The 17,186-nt window shown below is 70.1% G+C and carries 19 protein-coding genes; 17 read left to right on the plus strand and 2 right to left on the minus strand.

Annotated features, from left to right (window positions below; translation table 11 throughout):
• The first annotated feature begins 453 nt into the window (after window positions 1–453).
• From rplS to ACXAID_RS01230, 8 genes are all read left to right on the plus strand, one after another.
• Window positions 454–795, plus strand: coding sequence for a 50S ribosomal protein L19 (gene rplS, locus ACXAID_RS01195; RefSeq protein WP_475020345.1), 342 nt, complete (start codon window positions 454–456; stop codon window positions 793–795).
• A 49-nt stretch (window positions 796–844) separates the two neighbouring features.
• Complete coding sequence (gene lepB / locus ACXAID_RS01200) at window positions 845–1,702, plus strand: signal peptidase I (protein WP_475020346.1); 858 nt, start codon at window positions 845–847, stop codon at window positions 1,700–1,702.
• Window positions 1,703–1,718: 16 nt separating this feature from the next.
• Entirely contained in the window at window positions 1,719–2,528 is an 810-nt protein-coding gene (locus tag ACXAID_RS01205; RefSeq protein WP_475020347.1) for a ribonuclease HII, read from the plus strand.
• Window positions 2,529–2,532: 4 nt separating this feature from the next.
• Window positions 2,533–2,838 carry a DUF2469 domain-containing protein gene (locus ACXAID_RS01210; RefSeq protein ID WP_043407609.1) on the plus strand — a complete coding sequence of 102 codons (306 nt, stop codon included), beginning with the start codon at window positions 2,533–2,535 and terminating at the stop codon, window positions 2,836–2,838.
• Window positions 2,839–2,846: 8 nt separating this feature from the next.
• Complete coding sequence (locus tag ACXAID_RS01215) at window positions 2,847–3,695, plus strand: alpha/beta fold hydrolase (protein WP_475020348.1); 849 nt, start codon at window positions 2,847–2,849, stop codon at window positions 3,693–3,695.
• A gap of 99 nt (window positions 3,696–3,794) precedes the next feature.
• Entirely contained in the window at window positions 3,795–3,986 is a 192-nt protein-coding gene (locus ACXAID_RS01220) for a hypothetical protein (protein ID WP_475020349.1), read from the plus strand.
• A 63-nt stretch (window positions 3,987–4,049) separates the two neighbouring features.
• The gene (locus ACXAID_RS01225) at window positions 4,050–5,234 is read left to right on the plus strand and encodes a CoA transferase (protein ID WP_475020424.1); all 1,185 of its coding nucleotides are present in this window, start codon (window positions 4,050–4,052) and stop codon (window positions 5,232–5,234) included.
• Window positions 5,231–6,028 carry an acyl-CoA thioesterase gene (locus ACXAID_RS01230; RefSeq protein ID WP_475020350.1) on the plus strand — a complete coding sequence of 266 codons (798 nt, stop codon included), beginning with the start codon at window positions 5,231–5,233 and terminating at the stop codon, window positions 6,026–6,028. The genes ACXAID_RS01225 and ACXAID_RS01230 overlap by 4 nt, the downstream gene beginning before the upstream one ends.
• A gap of 17 nt (window positions 6,029–6,045) precedes the next feature.
• On the opposite strand, the gene ACXAID_RS01235 is transcribed toward ACXAID_RS01230, so the two are convergent.
• Window positions 6,046–6,885, minus strand: a complete 840-nt coding sequence (locus tag ACXAID_RS01235) for a DUF1206 domain-containing protein (protein WP_475020351.1) — start codon at window positions 6,883–6,885, stop codon at window positions 6,046–6,048.
• A 153-nt stretch (window positions 6,886–7,038) separates the two neighbouring features.
• Here ACXAID_RS01235 and ACXAID_RS01240 point away from each other — a divergent pair, with 153 nt between their 5' ends.
• The 6 genes from ACXAID_RS01240 to ACXAID_RS01265 all read left to right on the plus strand — a co-directional run bounded on the left by ACXAID_RS01240 (window position 7,039) and on the right by ACXAID_RS01265 (window position 13,113).
• Window positions 7,039–7,410 carry a YraN family protein gene (locus ACXAID_RS01240; protein WP_475020352.1) on the plus strand — a complete coding sequence of 124 codons (372 nt, stop codon included), beginning with the start codon at window positions 7,039–7,041 and terminating at the stop codon, window positions 7,408–7,410.
• Window positions 7,410–8,918: a YifB family Mg chelatase-like AAA ATPase gene (locus ACXAID_RS01245; RefSeq protein WP_475020353.1), complete on the plus strand. Its 1,509-nt coding sequence runs from the start codon at window positions 7,410–7,412 to the stop codon at window positions 8,916–8,918. The genes ACXAID_RS01240 and ACXAID_RS01245 overlap by 1 nt, the downstream gene beginning before the upstream one ends.
• Window positions 8,918–10,048, plus strand: coding sequence for a DNA-processing protein DprA (dprA, locus tag ACXAID_RS01250; protein ID WP_475020354.1), 1,131 nt, complete (start codon window positions 8,918–8,920; stop codon window positions 10,046–10,048). Before ACXAID_RS01245 ends, dprA begins: the two co-directional genes overlap by 1 nt.
• 75 nt (window positions 10,049–10,123) lie before the next feature.
• A complete protein-coding gene (locus ACXAID_RS01255; protein ID WP_475020355.1) occupies window positions 10,124–10,981 on the plus strand; it encodes a siderophore-interacting protein in 858 nt (285 codons plus the stop codon).
• Between the two features lie 36 nt (window positions 10,982–11,017).
• Window positions 11,018–12,178, plus strand: coding sequence for a lactate 2-monooxygenase (locus tag ACXAID_RS01260; RefSeq protein ID WP_475020356.1), 1,161 nt, complete (start codon window positions 11,018–11,020; stop codon window positions 12,176–12,178).
• 32 nt (window positions 12,179–12,210) lie between these two features.
• Entirely contained in the window at window positions 12,211–13,113 is a 903-nt protein-coding gene (locus tag ACXAID_RS01265; protein ID WP_475020357.1) for a tyrosine recombinase XerC, read from the plus strand.
• A 13-nt stretch (window positions 13,114–13,126) separates the two neighbouring features.
• Here the strand turns inward: ACXAID_RS01265 and ACXAID_RS01270 are convergent, their stop codons facing one another.
• Window positions 13,127–13,615, minus strand: coding sequence for a M23 family metallopeptidase (locus ACXAID_RS01270; RefSeq protein WP_475020358.1), 489 nt, complete (start codon window positions 13,613–13,615; stop codon window positions 13,127–13,129).
• A 294-nt stretch (window positions 13,616–13,909) separates the two neighbouring features.
• Here ACXAID_RS01270 and rpsB point away from each other — a divergent pair, with 294 nt between their 5' ends.
• From rpsB to ACXAID_RS01285, 3 genes are all read left to right on the plus strand, one after another.
• The gene (rpsB, locus tag ACXAID_RS01275; protein WP_475020359.1) at window positions 13,910–14,731 is read left to right on the plus strand and encodes a 30S ribosomal protein S2; all 822 of its coding nucleotides are present in this window, start codon (window positions 13,910–13,912) and stop codon (window positions 14,729–14,731) included.
• 25 nt (window positions 14,732–14,756) lie between these two features.
• On the plus strand, window positions 14,757–15,572 hold the full coding sequence (gene tsf / locus ACXAID_RS01280; RefSeq protein ID WP_475020360.1) for a translation elongation factor Ts: 816 nt from the start codon (window positions 14,757–14,759) through the stop codon (window positions 15,570–15,572).
• Window positions 15,573–15,699: 127 nt separating this feature from the next.
• On the plus strand, window positions 15,700–17,106 hold the full coding sequence (locus tag ACXAID_RS01285; protein ID WP_475020361.1) for an amidase: 1,407 nt from the start codon (window positions 15,700–15,702) through the stop codon (window positions 17,104–17,106).
• The last annotated feature ends 80 nt before the right edge of the window (window positions 17,107–17,186 follow it).

Raw genomic sequence — 17,186 nt, forward strand, 5'->3', positions numbered from 1 at the left:
GCCGTGCACGGTCGCCTCGCACCCGGCCAGCACGGCCGCGGCGCCGGCCAGCGCGATCGCGGTGTGGGCCGTGCGCGCCAACCGCCGCGGCCGTCGGATCACTGGACCTCCAAGGGTGTCAGGGGCCAGGCGCCGCGATCCTGCTCCGTCGATGGTTGCGCGCCCGGATGCCTAGAATATCGGGCGGATACCCACTTTGCGCTGGTCCGAAGACGTCGCCCAGGACACTGCGGTGGGCTGCCCGCCGGGCGGCCGGAGCCGGATTTCGGGGATGGGGCCTCCGTCTGGCACAATTGGGCAGTTGTCTGTGCATGGCCGGAGACGACATGCCGCGGCGGCCTCGCCGTAGTTGTCGCTTCGCCGCCGGACTCGCCCCAGACGCCCGAACACCATCGGCCCGCCGTGCTCGTCCCGAGCGCGTCACGGGCCGCCAACAGCAAGGAAGTGTGACCGATGAACACGCTGGATTTCGTCGACCAGACGTCGTTGCGTGACGATGTCCCGGACTTCGGCGCCGGCGACACCGTCAGCGTCCACGTGAAGGTGATCGAGGGCTCCAAGGAGCGCATCCAGGTCTTCAAGGGCGTGGTGATCCGCCGTCAGGGCGGCGGCTCCCGCGAGACCTTCACCGTGCGCAAGGAGAGCTACGGCGTCGGCGTCGAGCGCACCTTCCCGGTGCACTCGCCCAACATCGACCACATCGACGTCGTCACCCGCGGTGACGTTCGTCGTGCGAAGCTCTACTACCTGCGTGAGCTGCGCGGCAAGAAGGCCAAGATCAAGGAAAAGCGCTGACCCTGCCCGGGTGCCCCGCGCCCGGTGGGGTGCTGGCTACGCTGATCTCGTGACCGGACCTTCCGAACCCGACGACTCGCCCGAGCGCACGATCGAGAATCCCGATCCCGCCACTTCAGCCGAAGCTGCCGCTGATCCGGCGGACCCGGACTCCGGCACCGAGCAGGAACCTGCCAAGAAAAAGCGCGGTGCGCTGCGCGAATTCGCCATCCTGGTCAGCATCGCGCTGGTGCTGTACTACGTGATGCTGACGTTCATCGCCCGGCCGTACCTGATTCCGTCGGAGTCGATGGAACCGACTCTGCACGGCTGCAACGGCTGCGTGGGTGACCGCATCATGGTCGACAAGCTCAGCTACCGGTTCGGCTCGCCGGAGCCCGGTGATGTGGTGGTGTTCAAGGGGCCGCCGAACTGGAGCATCGGCTACCAGTCGATCCGCTCGGACAACACCGCCATCCGGTGGCTGCAGAATGCGCTGTCCTTCGTCGGGTTCGTGCCGCCGGACGAGAACGACCTGGTCAAACGTGTCATCGCGACCGGCGGACAGACGGTCGAATGCCGTGCCGACACCGGGCTGACCGTCGACGGCAAGCGCCTCGACGAGCCCTACCTCGACCCCAACACGATGATGGCCGATCCGGCGGTCTACCCGTGCCTGGGACCCGAGTTCGGGCCGGTGACCGTGCCCGAGAACCGGCTGTGGGTGATGGGGGACAACCGCACCCACTCGGCCGACTCCCGGACGCACTGCTCCAACCAGCCCGCCGACGCGCAGCGCGGCCTGATGTGCACCGGTGACCCGATGGCGGGCACCATCCCGGTGGACAATGTGATCGGTAAGGCCCAGTTCATCGCCTGGCCCCCGTCCCGGTGGGGAGGCGTGGACACGGTGAACCCCCAGACCTGACAGGAGCCCCTGACACGTGCCGGCTGCGTGGCCCCCGAGAGCGGTGATCCGCCGGTCATCGGGCCTGCGCACCTTCGAGTCCGCGCTCTACCGGGCCGGTCTGGGCCCGGTCGCCGGCGTAGACGAGGTGGGGCGCGGGGCGTGTGCCGGGCCGTTGGTGGTCGCGGCCTGTGTGCTCGGCCCCAACCGGTTGGGGAGCCTGGCGGCCCTCGACGACTCCAAGAAGCTCGACGAGGGCGAGCGGGAACGACTGTTCCCGGTGATCCGGCGGTATGCGCTGGCTTATCACGTGGTGTTCATCCCGTCGGAGGAAGTGGACCGGCGGGGGGTGCACGTGGCCAACATCGAGGGCATGCGCCGGGCGGTGGCCGGGCTGTCGGTGCGGCCCGGGTATGTGCTGTCCGACGGTTTCCGGGTGCCGGGCCTGCCGGTGCCGTCGCTGCCGGTGATCAGCGGTGACGCCGCGGCGGCCTGCATCGCGGCGGCCAGTGTGCTGGCCAAGGTCAGCCGGGACCGGTTGATGGTCGCGATGGACGACGAACACCCCGGCTACGGTTTCGCCCAGCACAAGGGGTACAGCACCCGTGCGCACAGCGCCGCGCTGAACCGGCTGGGACCGTCGCGGCAGCATCGCTATTCGTTCATCAATGTGCGGCGACTGGTCAACGGTGCCCTGCAAGCGGGAGAAGTGTCGGGAGAACACGCCGAGAAGGGGGAACCCGGGGAGCATGCAGACTTCGCGTGCGGGAAGATTGGGCCGATGAATCCGACGGACTCCGATGTACGGGGAGTCCGCCTGACTCCGATCTACATGAAGGACAGCTGAGCCGATGAGTGCCGAAGATCTCGAAAAGTACGAAACCGAGATGGAGCTCTCGCTCTACCGCGAGTACAAGGACATCGTCGGGCAGTTCAGCTACGTCGTCGAGACCGAACGGCGGTTCTACCTGGCCAACAGCGTGGAGATGGTGCCGCGCAACGCCGACGGCGAGGTGTACTTCGAGCTGCGCCTCGGTGATGCCTGGGTGTGGGACATGTACCGTCCGGCGCGCTTCGTCAAGCAGGTCCGGGTGATCACCTTCAAGGACGTCAACATCGAAGAGGTGGACAAGCCCGAGCTGCGGTTGCCGGAGTAGCCGGCACGGTGGCTGCCGGGCGGGCAGAACTCGACCAGGTCTTCGACTGGCGTGGCCGGCAGGTGCGGTGGGGGCGTGCCGGCCAGGGCCCGGCCGTGGTGTTCTGCCACGGCACGCCGTGGTCGTCGTGGCTGTGGCGGCCGTTCGCCGAGGCGCTGGCCGAGGACTTCACGGTGTACCTGTGGGACATGCCCGGCTACGGGATGTCCTCGAAGAGGGCCGAGCACCGGGTCTCCCTCGATGTGCAGGGCGAGCTGTTCGCCGACCTGTTGGCGCACTGGGGGCTGGCATCCGACGGCCGGCCCGCCCCGCATGTCGTCGCCCACGACTTCGGCGGCGCGGTGTCGCTGCGCGCCCATCTGCTGCACGACTCCCGCTACGCATCCCTGGCCCTGGTCGACGTCGTCGCGCTGTCTCCGTGGGGCTCGGAGTTCTTCCGGCTGGTCCGTGACCACGCCGACGTGTTCGCCTCGCTGCCCGCCGCCGTGCACGACGGTGCGGTGCGCGCCTATGTGTCCGGAGCCAGCCATGTGGGCCTGACCGCCGACCAACTCGACGGTCTGGTCGACCCGTGGACCGGAGACGACGGGCAGGCGGCGTTCTATCGCCAGATAGCCCAGGCCGACGAGGTCTACACCGATCAGATCGAAAGCCGCTATCCGAGTATGGATCTGCCGGTGCAGGTGGTGTGGGGGACCGAGGACACCTGGATTCCGGTCGACGCTGCGCGGCGGCTGGCCGCGACCATCCCGGGAGCCGGGTTGTCGCTGGTGCCCGGTGCGGGTCACCTCATCCAGCTCGACCAGCCGGTCGCGCTCGCGACGATCCTGCGGACCTGGTTGCCGGCGAGTCCCTGATCGGCGCCGGTCTGTCCTCACCGCGCCGGGGCGAGATCACCTGCTGGAAGAGTTCGGCCATCTCGTCGCCCGGTCCCGCGGGTCGCGATCGCCTGGCTGTTGACCAAAGGCAACCGGTTCGGCGTCGGCATCGCTCCGATTCCGGGCACCAATCGCGTCGGCCGCGTCGAGGAGAACGTCGCCGCCGACGCCGTCGAGCTGACCGCCGAGCAGATCGAGACACTGGACTACCTGACACCACCGGTGGGAGACCACCACAACGAGGCACAGATGGCGATGACCGACCGCTGAGCGCAGTCCCCGGCGGGGAACCGGGTTTCCTACACTGACCCGGTGACCGTCAACGCTGACCCCATGCGTCCCCTGGCCGGAGTGAGAGTCGTCGAGATCTCCAGTTTCGTCGCGGTACCGCTGGCCGGGATGACGCTGGCCCAGCTCGGCGCCGAGGTGGTGCGCGTCGACCCGATCGGCGGGGCCGCCGACTACCACCGGTGGCCGCTGACCGAGGCCGGCGACAGCATCTACTGGGCCGGGCTGAACAAGGGCAAGCGGTCGCTGGCCGTCGACATGCGCTCCGAGCAGGGCCAGCAGCTGGTCGCCCGGTTGATCGGTGACAGCGGGGTGTTCATCACCAATGCCGCCGGCCGGCAATGGCATTCCTACGAGGTCCTCAAGGGACTTCGCCCCGACCTGATCCAGGTCGAGGTGTCCGGGCGGGCTGACGGGGGCACGGCCGTCGACTACACCATCAACGCCGCCATCGGTTTCCCGTTGGTCACCGGGCCGGCCGGGCTGGCCGACCCGGTCAACCATGTGTTGCCCGCCTGGGATGTGTCCTGCGGGATCTACGCCGCGCTGTCGGTGGTCACCGCGCTGCGGCACCGCGACGCGACCGGAGCCGGCCAGCACATCGGTATTCCGCTGGAGAACGTCGCGCTCGCCACGGCCGGGAACCTGAGCCTGCTGACCGAGTCGATGGTCAACGGCACCTCGCGGGAACGCATCGGCAACGCGGTCTACGGCACCTACGGGCAGAACTTCACCAGCAGCGACGGCGTCGCCTTCATGGTCGTCGCGCTGACCGGGCGGCACTTCCGCGATCTGACCGCCATGACCGGAACCGAGCAAGCCGTTGCCGCACTGGCGGAGTCGCTGGGGGCGGACTTCACCGACGAAGGGGAGCGGTTCCGGCACCGCGACGCGCTGTCGGGACTGTTCGGCGAATGGTTCGGCACACACACCGGTGCCGAGGTCGCCACGGCGCTGGCGGCGACCTCGGTGCTGTGGGAGCGCTACCAGAGTTTCGCGCAGGCCTCCGTCGACCCCCGGGTCACCGACAACCCGCTGTTCACCGAGCTCGATCAGCCGGGTGTCGGGCGCTATCTCGCTGCGGGCCTGCCGCTGTCGATCGACGGCACCTATCCCGCGGCGGTCGCCGCCCCGGCCCTGGGTGACGACACCGCGGCCGTGCTCGGTGAATGGCTGTCGCTGGACGGCGGGGAGATCGAGGAACTGCTCGGGTCGGGCACCGTGGCGTGAGCGTGCTGCTCGACCTGCTCGACGTCACCGACGCCGGTTCTGACACCTGGCGCGGCCGGGCCAGCGGCCCGGCCGGCAAGCGGGCCTACGGCGGTCAGCTGATGGCCCAGTGCCTGGCCGCGGCCAGCCGCACGGTGGACCCGGTGAAGGCGCCGACCGTCATGCACCTGCAGTTCCTGCGCGGCGGTGACGCCGGCGAACCCGTCGACTACCGCGTCGAGCGGGTCTACGACGGCCGCACCGCCGCCTCCCGCCGGGTCGAATCGCACCAGGGCGACAGACTGTTGACGACCGCCACGGTCTCCTTCGCCGCCGCGCTTCCCGGCCCCGAACACGGTCAGCGCCGGCTGCCGCACGATCCGGCGTCGCTACCCGAGACCGGGCCGGCCGGGCCGGCGCCGTCGATGCCGCTCGACGAACTCGACATCAGGTTCGTCGACGACGCCGACGACACCGGGTTCGTGCGCCGACTGTGGTGGCGGACGAAGGTCGACGTTCCCGCAGACCCGTTGTGGCACAGCCTGGTCGCGGTCTACGTCACCGACGTGTACCTGATCGATCCGGCGTTGCAGGTGCACGGGCACTCGATGCGCTCGCGCAGCCACCGCAGCGGCACCACCGATTCCTCGGTCTGGTTCCACCGCCGGATCCGGGCCGACCGGTGGAACCTGCTGGAATGCCGCTCGCCGGCGGCGGGCCGGGGCCGCGGGGTCGTCTCCGCCAGCCTGATCGGCGCCGACGGCGAGATCGCGGCCACCCTCGTCCAGGAGGGGCTCATCGCCGAGCGCGAGTGACGAACTCGCGCAGCCGATCACATCCGTCCGTAGCGGCTGCGTACGAAGCTGTAGATGCCGAACGCGGCGATTCCGAGGGCCGCGAGGATCAACAGGAACTTCCCGAACGGCGCCTGGCCGAGCGTCTTGATCGCCGCGTCGAGCCCGCTGGCCTTCGACGGGTCGGCCTGCAGCGTCGCGACGATCACCAGGAGCCCGGCGCCGCCGAGCACGACTCCCTTGGCGGTGTAGCCCGCCACTCCGGAGGCGACGATCGCCGTGCCGCCGGAGACCCGCAATTCGTCGAGGAACTTGCGTGCCACCCCCTTGTAGACGTGGTAGCCGCCGACCGCGGCGATGCCGAGGCCGACCACGATGAGCACCGCCTTGCCCCAGCCGGACTGCATCAGCTGGGCCGACAGGCCCGCGTTCTGCCGGCTGTCGGAGGTGCCGCCGCCCATGGCGAAGCGCGCCGCCGACAACGCGATCCCGAAGCTGACGACGGCCAGCGCCAGCGATTTGGCCCGATCCCACCACGCATTGTCGTCCCCGCCGCTCTTCTCACCCGGTTTCGAGCCCAGCAGCGCCTCGGCCAGCCGCCAGAGTCCCAGTGCGGCCAATCCGATTGCGGCAGCCCACAACACGAAGGTGCCGCCGGGCTGGCCGGCCAGCGTGGCCAGGGCGCCGGATTGGTCGGCGTTGCCACCGCCGCCGCCGACGGCGAGCTGCAGCACGATGTAGCCGAGCAGCAGGTGCAGGATGCCGCTGGCGGCGAAACCCACCCGCGCGGTGTTCTCGAACGCGTTGCTGTCGGTGGCACGGTCTGCCGCGCTGTGCAGTGAGTCCGGTACCGAGCCGGATCCGGTTCTGGTGGCCATGCGGTCCTCCCGATCGACGATGGCAGCGGCATACCCCGCGGTTGACGATGCCGAAACCGCGTATCTCGGCTGGATCTGGGGATGAACCCCGGTTTGGGGAGCGATGCTGCGACCGGGCACCGACCTGTCGGGGCCGCGCCGCACGGTGAGCCCATGAGCACAACGGATCGCCGCGCCGAGATCGGCGCGTTGGGTGAGCAACTGGCCGTTGACTATCTGCAGCAGCAGGGGCTGCGGGTGCTGGCCCGCAACTGGCGCTGCCGCTACGGCGAACTGGACGTGGTCGCCGCCCACGACGCCACCGGCACCGCGGTGTTCGTCGAGGTGAAGACCCGCACCGGTGACCGGTTCGGCGGTGTCGAGCAGGCGGTGACCCCGGCCAAGGTCAGGCGGCTGCGCCGGCTGGCCGGCCTGTGGCTGGCCCAGCAGGACACCCGCTGGGCCGCGGTGCGCATCGACGTGGTCACGATCCGGCTGGGCCGCCGGCCCGCTCCCGAGCTCACCCACATCCAGGGGGTGTCGTGATGGCGCTGGGCAGAGCCTTCTCGGTGGGGATGCGCGGGGTGGACGGTCAGATCGTCGAGATCGAGGCCGACATCACCTCCGGTCTGCCCGGGGTGCATCTGGTCGGGTTGCCCGATGCCGCGCTGCAGGAATCGCGGGACCGGGTGCGCGCGGCGATCACCAACGCCGGGTTCGAATGGCCGATGGCCCGGCTGACCCTGGCGCTGTCGCCGGCGACGCTGCCGAAGACCGGATCGATGTACGACCTCGCGCTGGCCACCGTCGTGCTCTCGGCGCAGGACAAGAAGAGCTGGCCGCGGCTGGAGAAGACCGTCCTGCTCGGCGAACTCGCCCTCGACGGGCGGGTGCGTCCGGTCAACGGGGTGTTGCCCGCGGTGCTCGCCGCCGCGAAGCAGGGCTGGCAGGCGGTCGTCGTGCCGGTGGACAACCTGGCCGAGGCCAGCCTGGTGGGTGGCGTCGAGGTGTTCGGGGTGCACACCCTGCACCAGCTGTGGTCGTGGCTGGCCGGCAACCAGGACCTGCAACCGCGTATCGACAACCCGCCGGTGTCGACGAGCAGAGACATGGATCTGGCCGACGTCGTCGGTCAGACGCCGGCGCGTTACGCGATCGAAGTGGCCGCGGCGGGCGCCCACAACATCGTCATGACCGGTCCGCCGGGAGTGGGCAAGACGATGCTGGCCCAGCGACTCCCCAGTCTGCTGCCGGATCTCTCGCCGGCGGAGTCGCTGGAGGTCACCGCGATCCACTCGGTGGCCGGGCTGCTGACCGGCGAGGCCCCGCTGATCACCCGCCCGCCCTTCGTCGCGCCACACCACACCTCCAGCGTGGCCGCACTCGTCGGCGGTGGAAGCGGGCTGGCACGCCCCGGCGCGGTCAGCCGAGCCCACCGCGGCGTGTTGTTCCTCGACGAGTTCGCCGAGATCAACGCCAGGGCGTTGGAGGCGATGCGCACACCGCTCGAGGACGGTGAAATCCAGCTGGCCCGGCGCGACGGGGTCGCCCGGTATCCGTCCCGTTTCCAGCTCGTGCTCGCGGCAAACCTGTGTCCCTGCGCGCCACCGGACCCGCGCGATTGCGTCTGCGGGGCCGCCGACAGACGCCGCTACCGCACCCGGCTGTCCGGGCCGTTGCTCGACCGGGTGGATCTTCGCGTCGAGATGCACGCCTCGCGGGCGGGTTCGTTCATCACCGAGGACGGCGAGTCGACATCGGCGGTGCGCCAGCGGGTCTGGTCGGCCCGACTGGCTGCCGAGGAACGCTGGCGGCCCTACGGCATCAGCACCAACGCCGAGGTGAGCGGAGCGCTGCTGCGGCGCCGGTTCCGTCCCTGTGCGGCCGCGATGGCTCCGCTGCGCACAGCCGTCGACCGCGGGGCGCTGAGCATCCGGGGCGTCGACCGCACCGTGCGGGTCGCCTGGACATTGTGCGACCTGGCCGGGCGCACCTCACCCAGCACCGAGGACGTCACCAAAGCACTGTCCTTCCGACAGGCGGGCCCGCACTGATGGACGAACAGACCCGCCGTGCCTGGGCCTATCTGTCCCGGGTCGCCGAACCGCCCAATCCGCACCTGGCCGAACTGGCTGACCTGGTCGGGCCGGTCGAGGCAGCCGAGCGCATCCGGCGTGGCGACCTGGAAAGCCAGCCGCTGCAGCGCGCCACTTCGGCGCGCCGTGAGATGGACTGTGCACGAAAAGATCTAGAGACCCTGGACCGGCTGGGTGGCCGGCTGATGGTCGCCGGCGGCCAGGAGTGGCCCGGCGTCGCGTTCGCCGGGTTCGACCACGTGGACAAGCAACGCAGACCCCAGGGTCATCCGCCGGCGGTGCTGTGGGTGGTCGGGCCGGCATCGCTGGTCGACGTCGCCGAGCGCTCCGCGGCGCTGGTCGGGACCCGCGCGGCATCTGCCTACGGTGAGCACGTCGCCGGGGACCTGGCAGTGGGCCTGGTCGAGCGTGACGTCGCCGTCGTCTCCGGCGGCGCCTACGGCATCGACGGAGCCGCGCACCGGGCGACGCTGGCCGTCGAGGGGCTGACCGCCGCGGTGCTCGCCTGCGGCATCGACGTGCCCTATCCGTCCGGGCACTCGGCGCTGCTGCACCGGGTCGGCCGCCACGGCGTGGTGGTCAGCGAGTACCCGCCTGGGGTGCGGCCGACCCGCCGGCAGTTCCTGTCGCGCAACCGCCTCGTCGCCGCACTGAGCCGGGCCACGGTCGTGGTCGAGGCCGGGGTGCGCAGCGGTGCGGCGAACACCGCCGGATGGGCTGACGCGCTGGGACGGCCGGTCGGCGCGGTACCCGGGCCGGTCACCTCGGCGTCCTCGGTCGGCTGCCACGCGTTGCTCGCCGCCCAGCGGGCCGCGGTGATCACCCGAGCGGCCGACATCGTCGAACTGGCCGGGCGGATGGGTGAGATCGCCCCGGAGCTCGCACGCCCTGTCACCGACATCGACCTGCTCGACGACACCGAACTGTCGGTCTACGAGGCGCTGCCCCGGCGCGGCAGCCGCACCATCGACGAGATTGCCGTCACAGCCGGTCTACCGGTCACCGAGGTGTTGGGCCCGCTGACCATGCTCGACGTGCGAGGTCTGGTGAGACAGGCCGACGGCCGCTGGCAGCTGGCCAAAGGCTGACCAGATGCTGAGGCCCTGCGACCGGAATCGCGCTCGTATAGTCGAACAGGTCAACTCCAGCGCAAAGGACATGAAGTGGCAGGACGTCCCGTGCACACCTTCGAGGTGGTGCGTACCGAGCAGCTCACCCCGCATGTGGTGCGGGTGGTGCTCGGCGGTTCAGCGAAGGGAACGGGGTTCGACACGTTCACCCCGAACAACTACACCGACTCGTATGTGAAGCTGGTGTTCGTCGGCGACGACGTCGACATCACCGGGCTGGCGCGACCGCTGACCCTCGACAGCTTCAACACCCTGCCGCCGGACCAGCGGCCGACGGTGCGCACCTACACCGTGCGGCACGCCGACGTGGCGCGCCGTGAGATCACCATCGACTTCGTCGTGCACGGCGAGCACGGCGTGGCCGGACCGTGGGCCGCCTCGGCCACCCCGGGACAGCGGATCTTCGTAATGGGCCCCAGCGGCGCATACTCGCCCGACCCGTCGGCCGACTGGCACCTGCTCGCCGGTGACGAGGCGGCGATCCCCGCCATCAGCGCCGCGCTGGAGGCACTGCCCGACGACGCGGTGGGCAAGGCGTTCATCGAGGTGGCCGGGCCCGAAGACCAGGTGGAACTGACCGCGCCGGCCGGGGTCGAGGTGTTCTGGATCTACCGTGGCGGCCGCGCCGACCTGGTTGCCGAAGACAGCGCCGGCGACCACGCGCCGCTGATCGCGGCGGTCAAGGAGGCGGCCTGGCTGCCCGGCCAGGTCCAGGTCTTCATCCACGGCGAAGCCCAGACCGTGATGCACAACCTGCGGCCCTACATCCGTAAGGAACGCGGCGTCGACGCCAAGTGGGCGTCCTCGATCTCCGGCTACTGGCGGCGCGGCCGCACCGAGGAGACGTTCCGGCAGTGGAAACAGGAACTGGCCAAGGCGGAGTCGAAATAGCCCTGCCGCACCCGGTGCCGATGGCACGCTGGGGCCATGTCTTTCGGTAACTACCAACTCGAGATCTATCTGCAGGGCCTGTCCGGGGTGCTGCCGACACTGCCGATGGACTACGCGGGCTGGGAGGCCAAGGCCGAGGTGGCCATGCCCCCGTCGATCTGGTCCTACGTGGCCGGTGGCGCCGGAGACGAGAACACCCAGCGCGCCAACCGCACCGCATTCGATCGATGGGGTCTGATGCCACGGATGCTCGTCGGCGCCACCGACCGCGACCTGTCCGTCGAGCTGTTCGGCATGACCCTGCCGTCGCCGATCTTCATGGCCCCGGTCGGCGTGATCGGGCTGTGCGCCCAAGGCGGCCACGGCGACCTGCTTGCGGCCCGTGCGGCCGCCCGCACCGGCGTCCCGCTGGCGGTGTCCACCCTGACCGAAGACCCGCTCGAGGACATCGCGGCCGAATTCGGTGACACACCAGGATTTTTCCAGCTCTACACCCCGACCGATCGCGACCTGGCCGCCAGCCTCGTGTCCCGCGCCGAAGCGGCCGGATACAAGGCGATCATGGTGACTCTGGACACCTGGATCCCGGGCTGGCGGCCCCGCGACCTGTCCATGTCCAACTTCCCGCAGCTGCGGGGACGCTGCCTGGCCAACTACACCAGCGACCCGGTCTTCCGCGCCGCGCTGGACCAGCCTCCCGAAGAGAACATGGCGGCCACCGTCATGAACTGGGTGCAGCTCTTCGGCAACCCGCTGACCTGGGACGACCTTCCGTGGCTGCGTTCGCTGACCGATCTTCCGCTGGTTCTCAAAGGCATCTGCCACCCCGACGACGTCCGGCGGGCCCGCGACGGCGGGGTCGACGGCATCTACTGCTCCACCCACGGCGGACGCCAGGCCAACGGTGGACTGCCCGCCATCGACTGCCTGCCCGGCGTGGTGGAGGCGGCCGACGGTCTGCCCGTGCTGTTCGACTCGGGTGTGCGCAGCGGCACCGACATCGTCAAAGCCCTCGCGCTGGGGGCCACCGCGGTGGGCATCGGCCGTCCGTACGCCTACGGGCTGGCCATCGGCGGGGAAGACGGCCTGGTGCACGTGTTGCGCTCGCTGCTGGCCGAGGCGGACCTGACCATGGCGGTCGACGGCTATCCGACGCTGGCCGATCTCACTCCGGAAACGCTGCGGCGCGTCACCTGACCGCCACCGCCGCGGTCTGCGACGGTGGGCCGGTGGAGGCCTTCCTGGAGGAGTTCGACGAATACCTCGCACTGCAGCGGGGCCGCTCCGAGCACACCCGCCGCGCCTACCTCGGTGACCTGCGCTCGTTGTTCGCGTTCCTGGCCGAGCGCAACCCCGAAGCCGGGCCGGAGAGCCTGAACCTGCCGGTGCTGAGGTCCTGGCTGGCCGCCCAGGCCTCCGCCGGGACCGCGCGCGCCACGTTGGCCCGCCGCACCTCGGCGGTCAAGACGTTCACCGCGTGGGCGGTGCGCCTCGGCCTGCTCGCCGAGGATCCCGCCGCTCGCCTGCAGGTGCCCAAGGCCGGGCGCACGCTGCCGTCGGTGCTGCGGCCCGAACAGGCCGCGCAAGCCCTGGGCGCCGCGGAGTCCGGTGCACAGCAAGGCGATCCGCTGGCATTGCGGGATCTGTTGATCGTGGAGATGCTCTACGCCACCGGTATCCGGGTCAGCGAGCTGTGCGGCCTCGACATCGACGACGTCGACCAGTCCCGCCGGGTGCTGCAGGTGCTGGGCAAGGGCAACAAGCAACGCACCGTGCCCTACGGCGAACCCGCGCAGGCCGCGCTGTCGGCGTGGCTGGCCCAGGGGCGCCCGGAGCTGGTGACCGGGCAGTCCGGCCCCGCGCTGCTGCTGGGTGTGCGTGGCCGCCGGCTGGACCCCCGCCAGGCGCGCACCGTGGTGCACCAGACCATGGCGTCGGTGCCCGGCGCACCCGACCTGGCTCCGCACGGGTTGCGTCACAGCGCGGCCACCCACCTGCTCGAAGGCGGGGCCGACCTGCGCGTGGTCCAGGAGCTGCTGGGTCATTCCTCGCTGGCGACCACTCAGCTCTACACCCACGTCAGCGTGGCGCGGCTGCGTGCGGTGCACGAACAGGCCCACCCGCGGGCGTGACGCCCACAGGTGCTCAGGCGACCGGCTTGAGCCGGATCGGCGTGGTGGCCAGCAGCCCGACCGGGTCCACATAGTCGGCCCGCGCGGCCGGCCCCCACATCGCGCCCCAGTGCAGGCACGCCGGCGCCGCGCAGCCGGGGTGACCGGGGATGACCACCCCGAGCACCGTTCCGGCACCGACCGTCTGTCCCCGCCGCACGGCCGGGTCGACCGGCTCATAGCTGGTGCGCAGGCCGCCGGCATGCGCGATCGACACCAGCGGCCGGTCGGCGAGCTGCCCGGCGAACACCACGGTGCCGGCGGCGGCCGCATACACCGGCTGTCCGGCGGTGGCCGCCAGGTCCACGCCGCGGTGGCCGCGGTGCCAGTTCGGGGACGGCGCGTCGAACACCCGTAGCAGTGCCGGTCGTGGCCGCAGCGGCCACTCGAGGCGTGCGCCGTCGCCCCAGGCCGGTGCGACCGACAGCATCAGTGCCACACCCGCGAGCGTCAGAATTCGCATCAGCCCAGTTCAGCGGGTCGGCAGCGGTGCGCGCCAGGGCGAAGTGCCGACCCTGTGGACAACCCGGATGCGCTGGTCATCGGTGGTCAAAGCACCCTGTTACAGCGTGTAAACTGCTAACCGCAACTCGCTTGCGCGGGTTGACTTCGCGCGTCAGCGGCACGAACCCAATGGTTCGTTACCTCGCATGCCGGGCGGTCCCGTCCCCAGGTCGGGTCCGGCATCGAAGCAGGCGCCAGGGTCCGGCTCACCCGATGCCGGACGACAACCGACAACTGAAGGTAAAGCACAACCATGGCTGTTGTAACCATGAAGCAGCTGCTCGACAGCGGCACCCACTTCGGGCACCAGACCCGTCGCTGGAACCCCAAGATGAAGCGGTTCATCTTCACCGACCGCAATGGCATCTACATCATCGACCTGCAGCAGACGCTGACCTACATCGACAAGGCGTACGAGTTCGTCAAGGAGACCGTCGCGCACGGCGGCTCGATCATGTTCGTCGGCACCAAGAAGCAGGCCCAGGAATCCATCGCCGAAGAGGCCACCCGGGTGGGCATGCCCTATGTCAACCAGCGCTGGCTGGGCGGCATGCTGACCAACTTCTCCACCGTGCACAAGCGCCTGCAGCGGCTCAAGGAGCTCGAGGCCATGGAGCAGACCGGTGGCTTCGAGGGTCGCACCAAGAAGGAAATCCTGATGCTGACCCGCGAGAAGAACAAGCTCGAGCGGTCGCTCGGCGGTATCCGCGACATGCAGAAGGTGCCCAGCGCGGTGTGGGTCGTCGACACCAACAAGGAGCACATCGCCGTCGGAGAGGCCCGCAAGCTGGGCATCCCGGTGATCGCGATCCTGGACACCAACTGTGACCCCGACCTCGTCGACTACCCGATCCCGGGCAACGACGACGCCATCCGCTCGGCCGCACTCCTGACCAAGGTGATCGCCTCCGCGGTCGCCGAGGGCCTGCAGGCCCGCGCCGGCGCCGGCTCCGGTGCGGACAAGGCCGAGGCCGAATCCGCCGAACCGCTCGCCGAGTGGGAGCAGGAGCTGCTCGCGGGCGCGACCACGTCCGCACCCGACGCCGCGTCGGACGAGGCCGCAACCACTTCCTAATCGAACCTCGTCGCGAAAGGCTGAAATGGCTAACTACACCGCTGCCGACGTCAAGCGCCTCCGGGAGCTGACCGGTGCCGGAATGATGGACTCGAAGAACGCCCTGGTCGAGGCCGGCGGCGACTTCGACAAGGCTGTCGAACTGCTGCGTATCAAGGGTGCCAAGGACGTCGGCAAGCGTGCCGAGCGTGCCACTGCCGAGGGCCTGGTCGCAGCCAAGGACGGCGCGCTCATCGAGCTGAACTCCGAGACGGACTTCGTCGCCAAGAACGCCGAGTTCCAGACCGTGGCCGACCAGATCGTGGCGGCCGCCGCGGCGGCCAAGGCCACCGACCTGGACGCGCTCAAGGCTGCCAAAGTGGGCGACACCACCGTCGAGCAGACCATCGCCGATCTGTCGGCGAAGATCGGCGAGAAGCTCGAGCTTCGGCGGGTGGCGTTCTTCGACGGCACGGTGGAGACCTACCTGCACAAGCGTGCCGCCGACCTGCCGCCTGCGGTCGGTGTGCTCGTCGAGTACGAGGGTTCGGACAAAGAGGCCGCCCACGCCGTCGCTCTGCAGATCGCTGCTCTGAAGGCCCGCTACCTCACCCGTGCGGACGTGCCGGAGGACATCGTCGCCAACGAGCGGCGCATCGCCGAGCAGACCGCCAAGGAGGAGGGCAAGCCCGAACAGGCGCTGCCCAAGATCGTCGAGGGTCGGGTGAACGGCTTCTACAAGGACGTCGTGCTGCTCGATCAGCCGTCGGTGTCCGACAACAAGAAGACGGTCAAGGCCCTGCTCGACGAGGCCGGCGTGACCGTGACCCGGTTCGTCCGCTTCGAGGTCGGCCAGGCGTAGTCCCCGCGATCAGGCGCACAGGTCCCCGCACACCCCAGGGTGTGCGGGGACCTTTTTCGGCGGGAGGGTGGCGGGCTTTGCCGGTGACCCCCCACCGAGCCGCGGTACGCCCTGGTACCGTCGGGCCATGGATCGCATCAGCGCATTTGCCGACGACGCCATGGGCGAGCTCGACGCCATCGGTCTGGTGGACGCCCTGCAGGCGGGGGCGGTGTCGGCCGCCGAGGTCATCGAGGCCGCCATCGCCCGCACCGAAGCGGTGAACCCGGCGCTGAACGGACTGGCCTACGAGGCCTACGACCGCGCCAGGGCCCGCGTCCGGCTCCCCGCGCCCTACGGTGGATTCTTCGACGGAGTACCGACTTTCATCAAGGACAACGTGGCGGTCGCCGGGATGCCGACCATGGAGGGCACCGACGCGTGGGACCCGCGTCCGGCGGCCGACGACGGCGACTTCGCCCGGGCTTATCTGGCCACCGGGCTGGTGCCGCTGGGCAAGACGATGCTCTCGGAGTTCGGCTTCAGCGCGTCGGCGGAGCACCCCCGGCTGGGGCCGGTGCGCAACCCGTGGCACACCGAGCACACCGCCGGCGCCTCGTCGTCGGGCTCGGGGGCTTTCGTCGCCGCCGGTGTGGTGCCCATCGCCCACGCCAACGACGGGGGCGGGTCGATCAGGATCCCGGCAGCCTGCAACGGACTGGTCGGGCTCAAACCCACCCGGGGACGGCTCCCGCTGGACGCCAACATGCGTCAGATGCCGTTGCGCATCGTGCACAACGGGGTGGTGACCCGCACGGTGCGTGACACGGCGGCCTTCTACCGGGAGATGGAACGGGTGCATGCCGCGGCCAAACTGCCCCCCGTCGGCGACGTCACCGGCCCGAGCGCAGAGCGGCTTCGCATCGCGGTGTGCACCCGGTCCATTGCCCGCGAAGCCGACCCCGAGGTCGCCGAGCTGACGCGCAAGACAGCCACGCTGCTGGAACGGCTCGGTCACCGGGTCACGACGATCGACAATCCGGTGCCGCGCCGGTTCATGGACGACTTCCTGCTCTACTGGTCGTTTCTGGCGTTCGCCTTGGTGCGGGGTGGGCGGCGCACCTTCGGGGAGAGCTTCCAGCGCGACCGCCTCGACAACCTCACGCTCGGTCTGGAGCGCCACGCCGCGCGCCGTCTGCACAGGTTGCCGGCTGCGGTGACACGGTTGGCCCGCACGCACCGGATCACGTCGCGACTGACTTCGGATTTCGACGTGATGCTGACGCCGACGCTGGCCGATGTCACGCCGCGCATCGGTTATCTCGACCCGACCTCGGACTATCAGCAGATCATCGACCGGCTCATCGACTGGGTCGCGTTCACCCCGTTGCAGAATGCGACCGGGGAGCCGGCGATCTCGTTGCCGCTGGCCGAGTCGGCATCCGGGCTGCCGGTCGGGATGATGTTCGCCGCCGGACGAGGTCAGGAGCGGCGCCTGCTCGAACTGGCCTTCGAGCTCGAGCAGGCGCAGCCCTGGCCCACCGTGCACGGCTGACCCGCCCGTGGGGTGGGACGCAGCGGTGACGACGAAATCCGTTGCCGTGTAGACACATCGCCGTAACAGGGCGGCGGTCC

It is taken from the genome of Mycobacterium sp. ABE4_509, assembly GCF_056160785.1.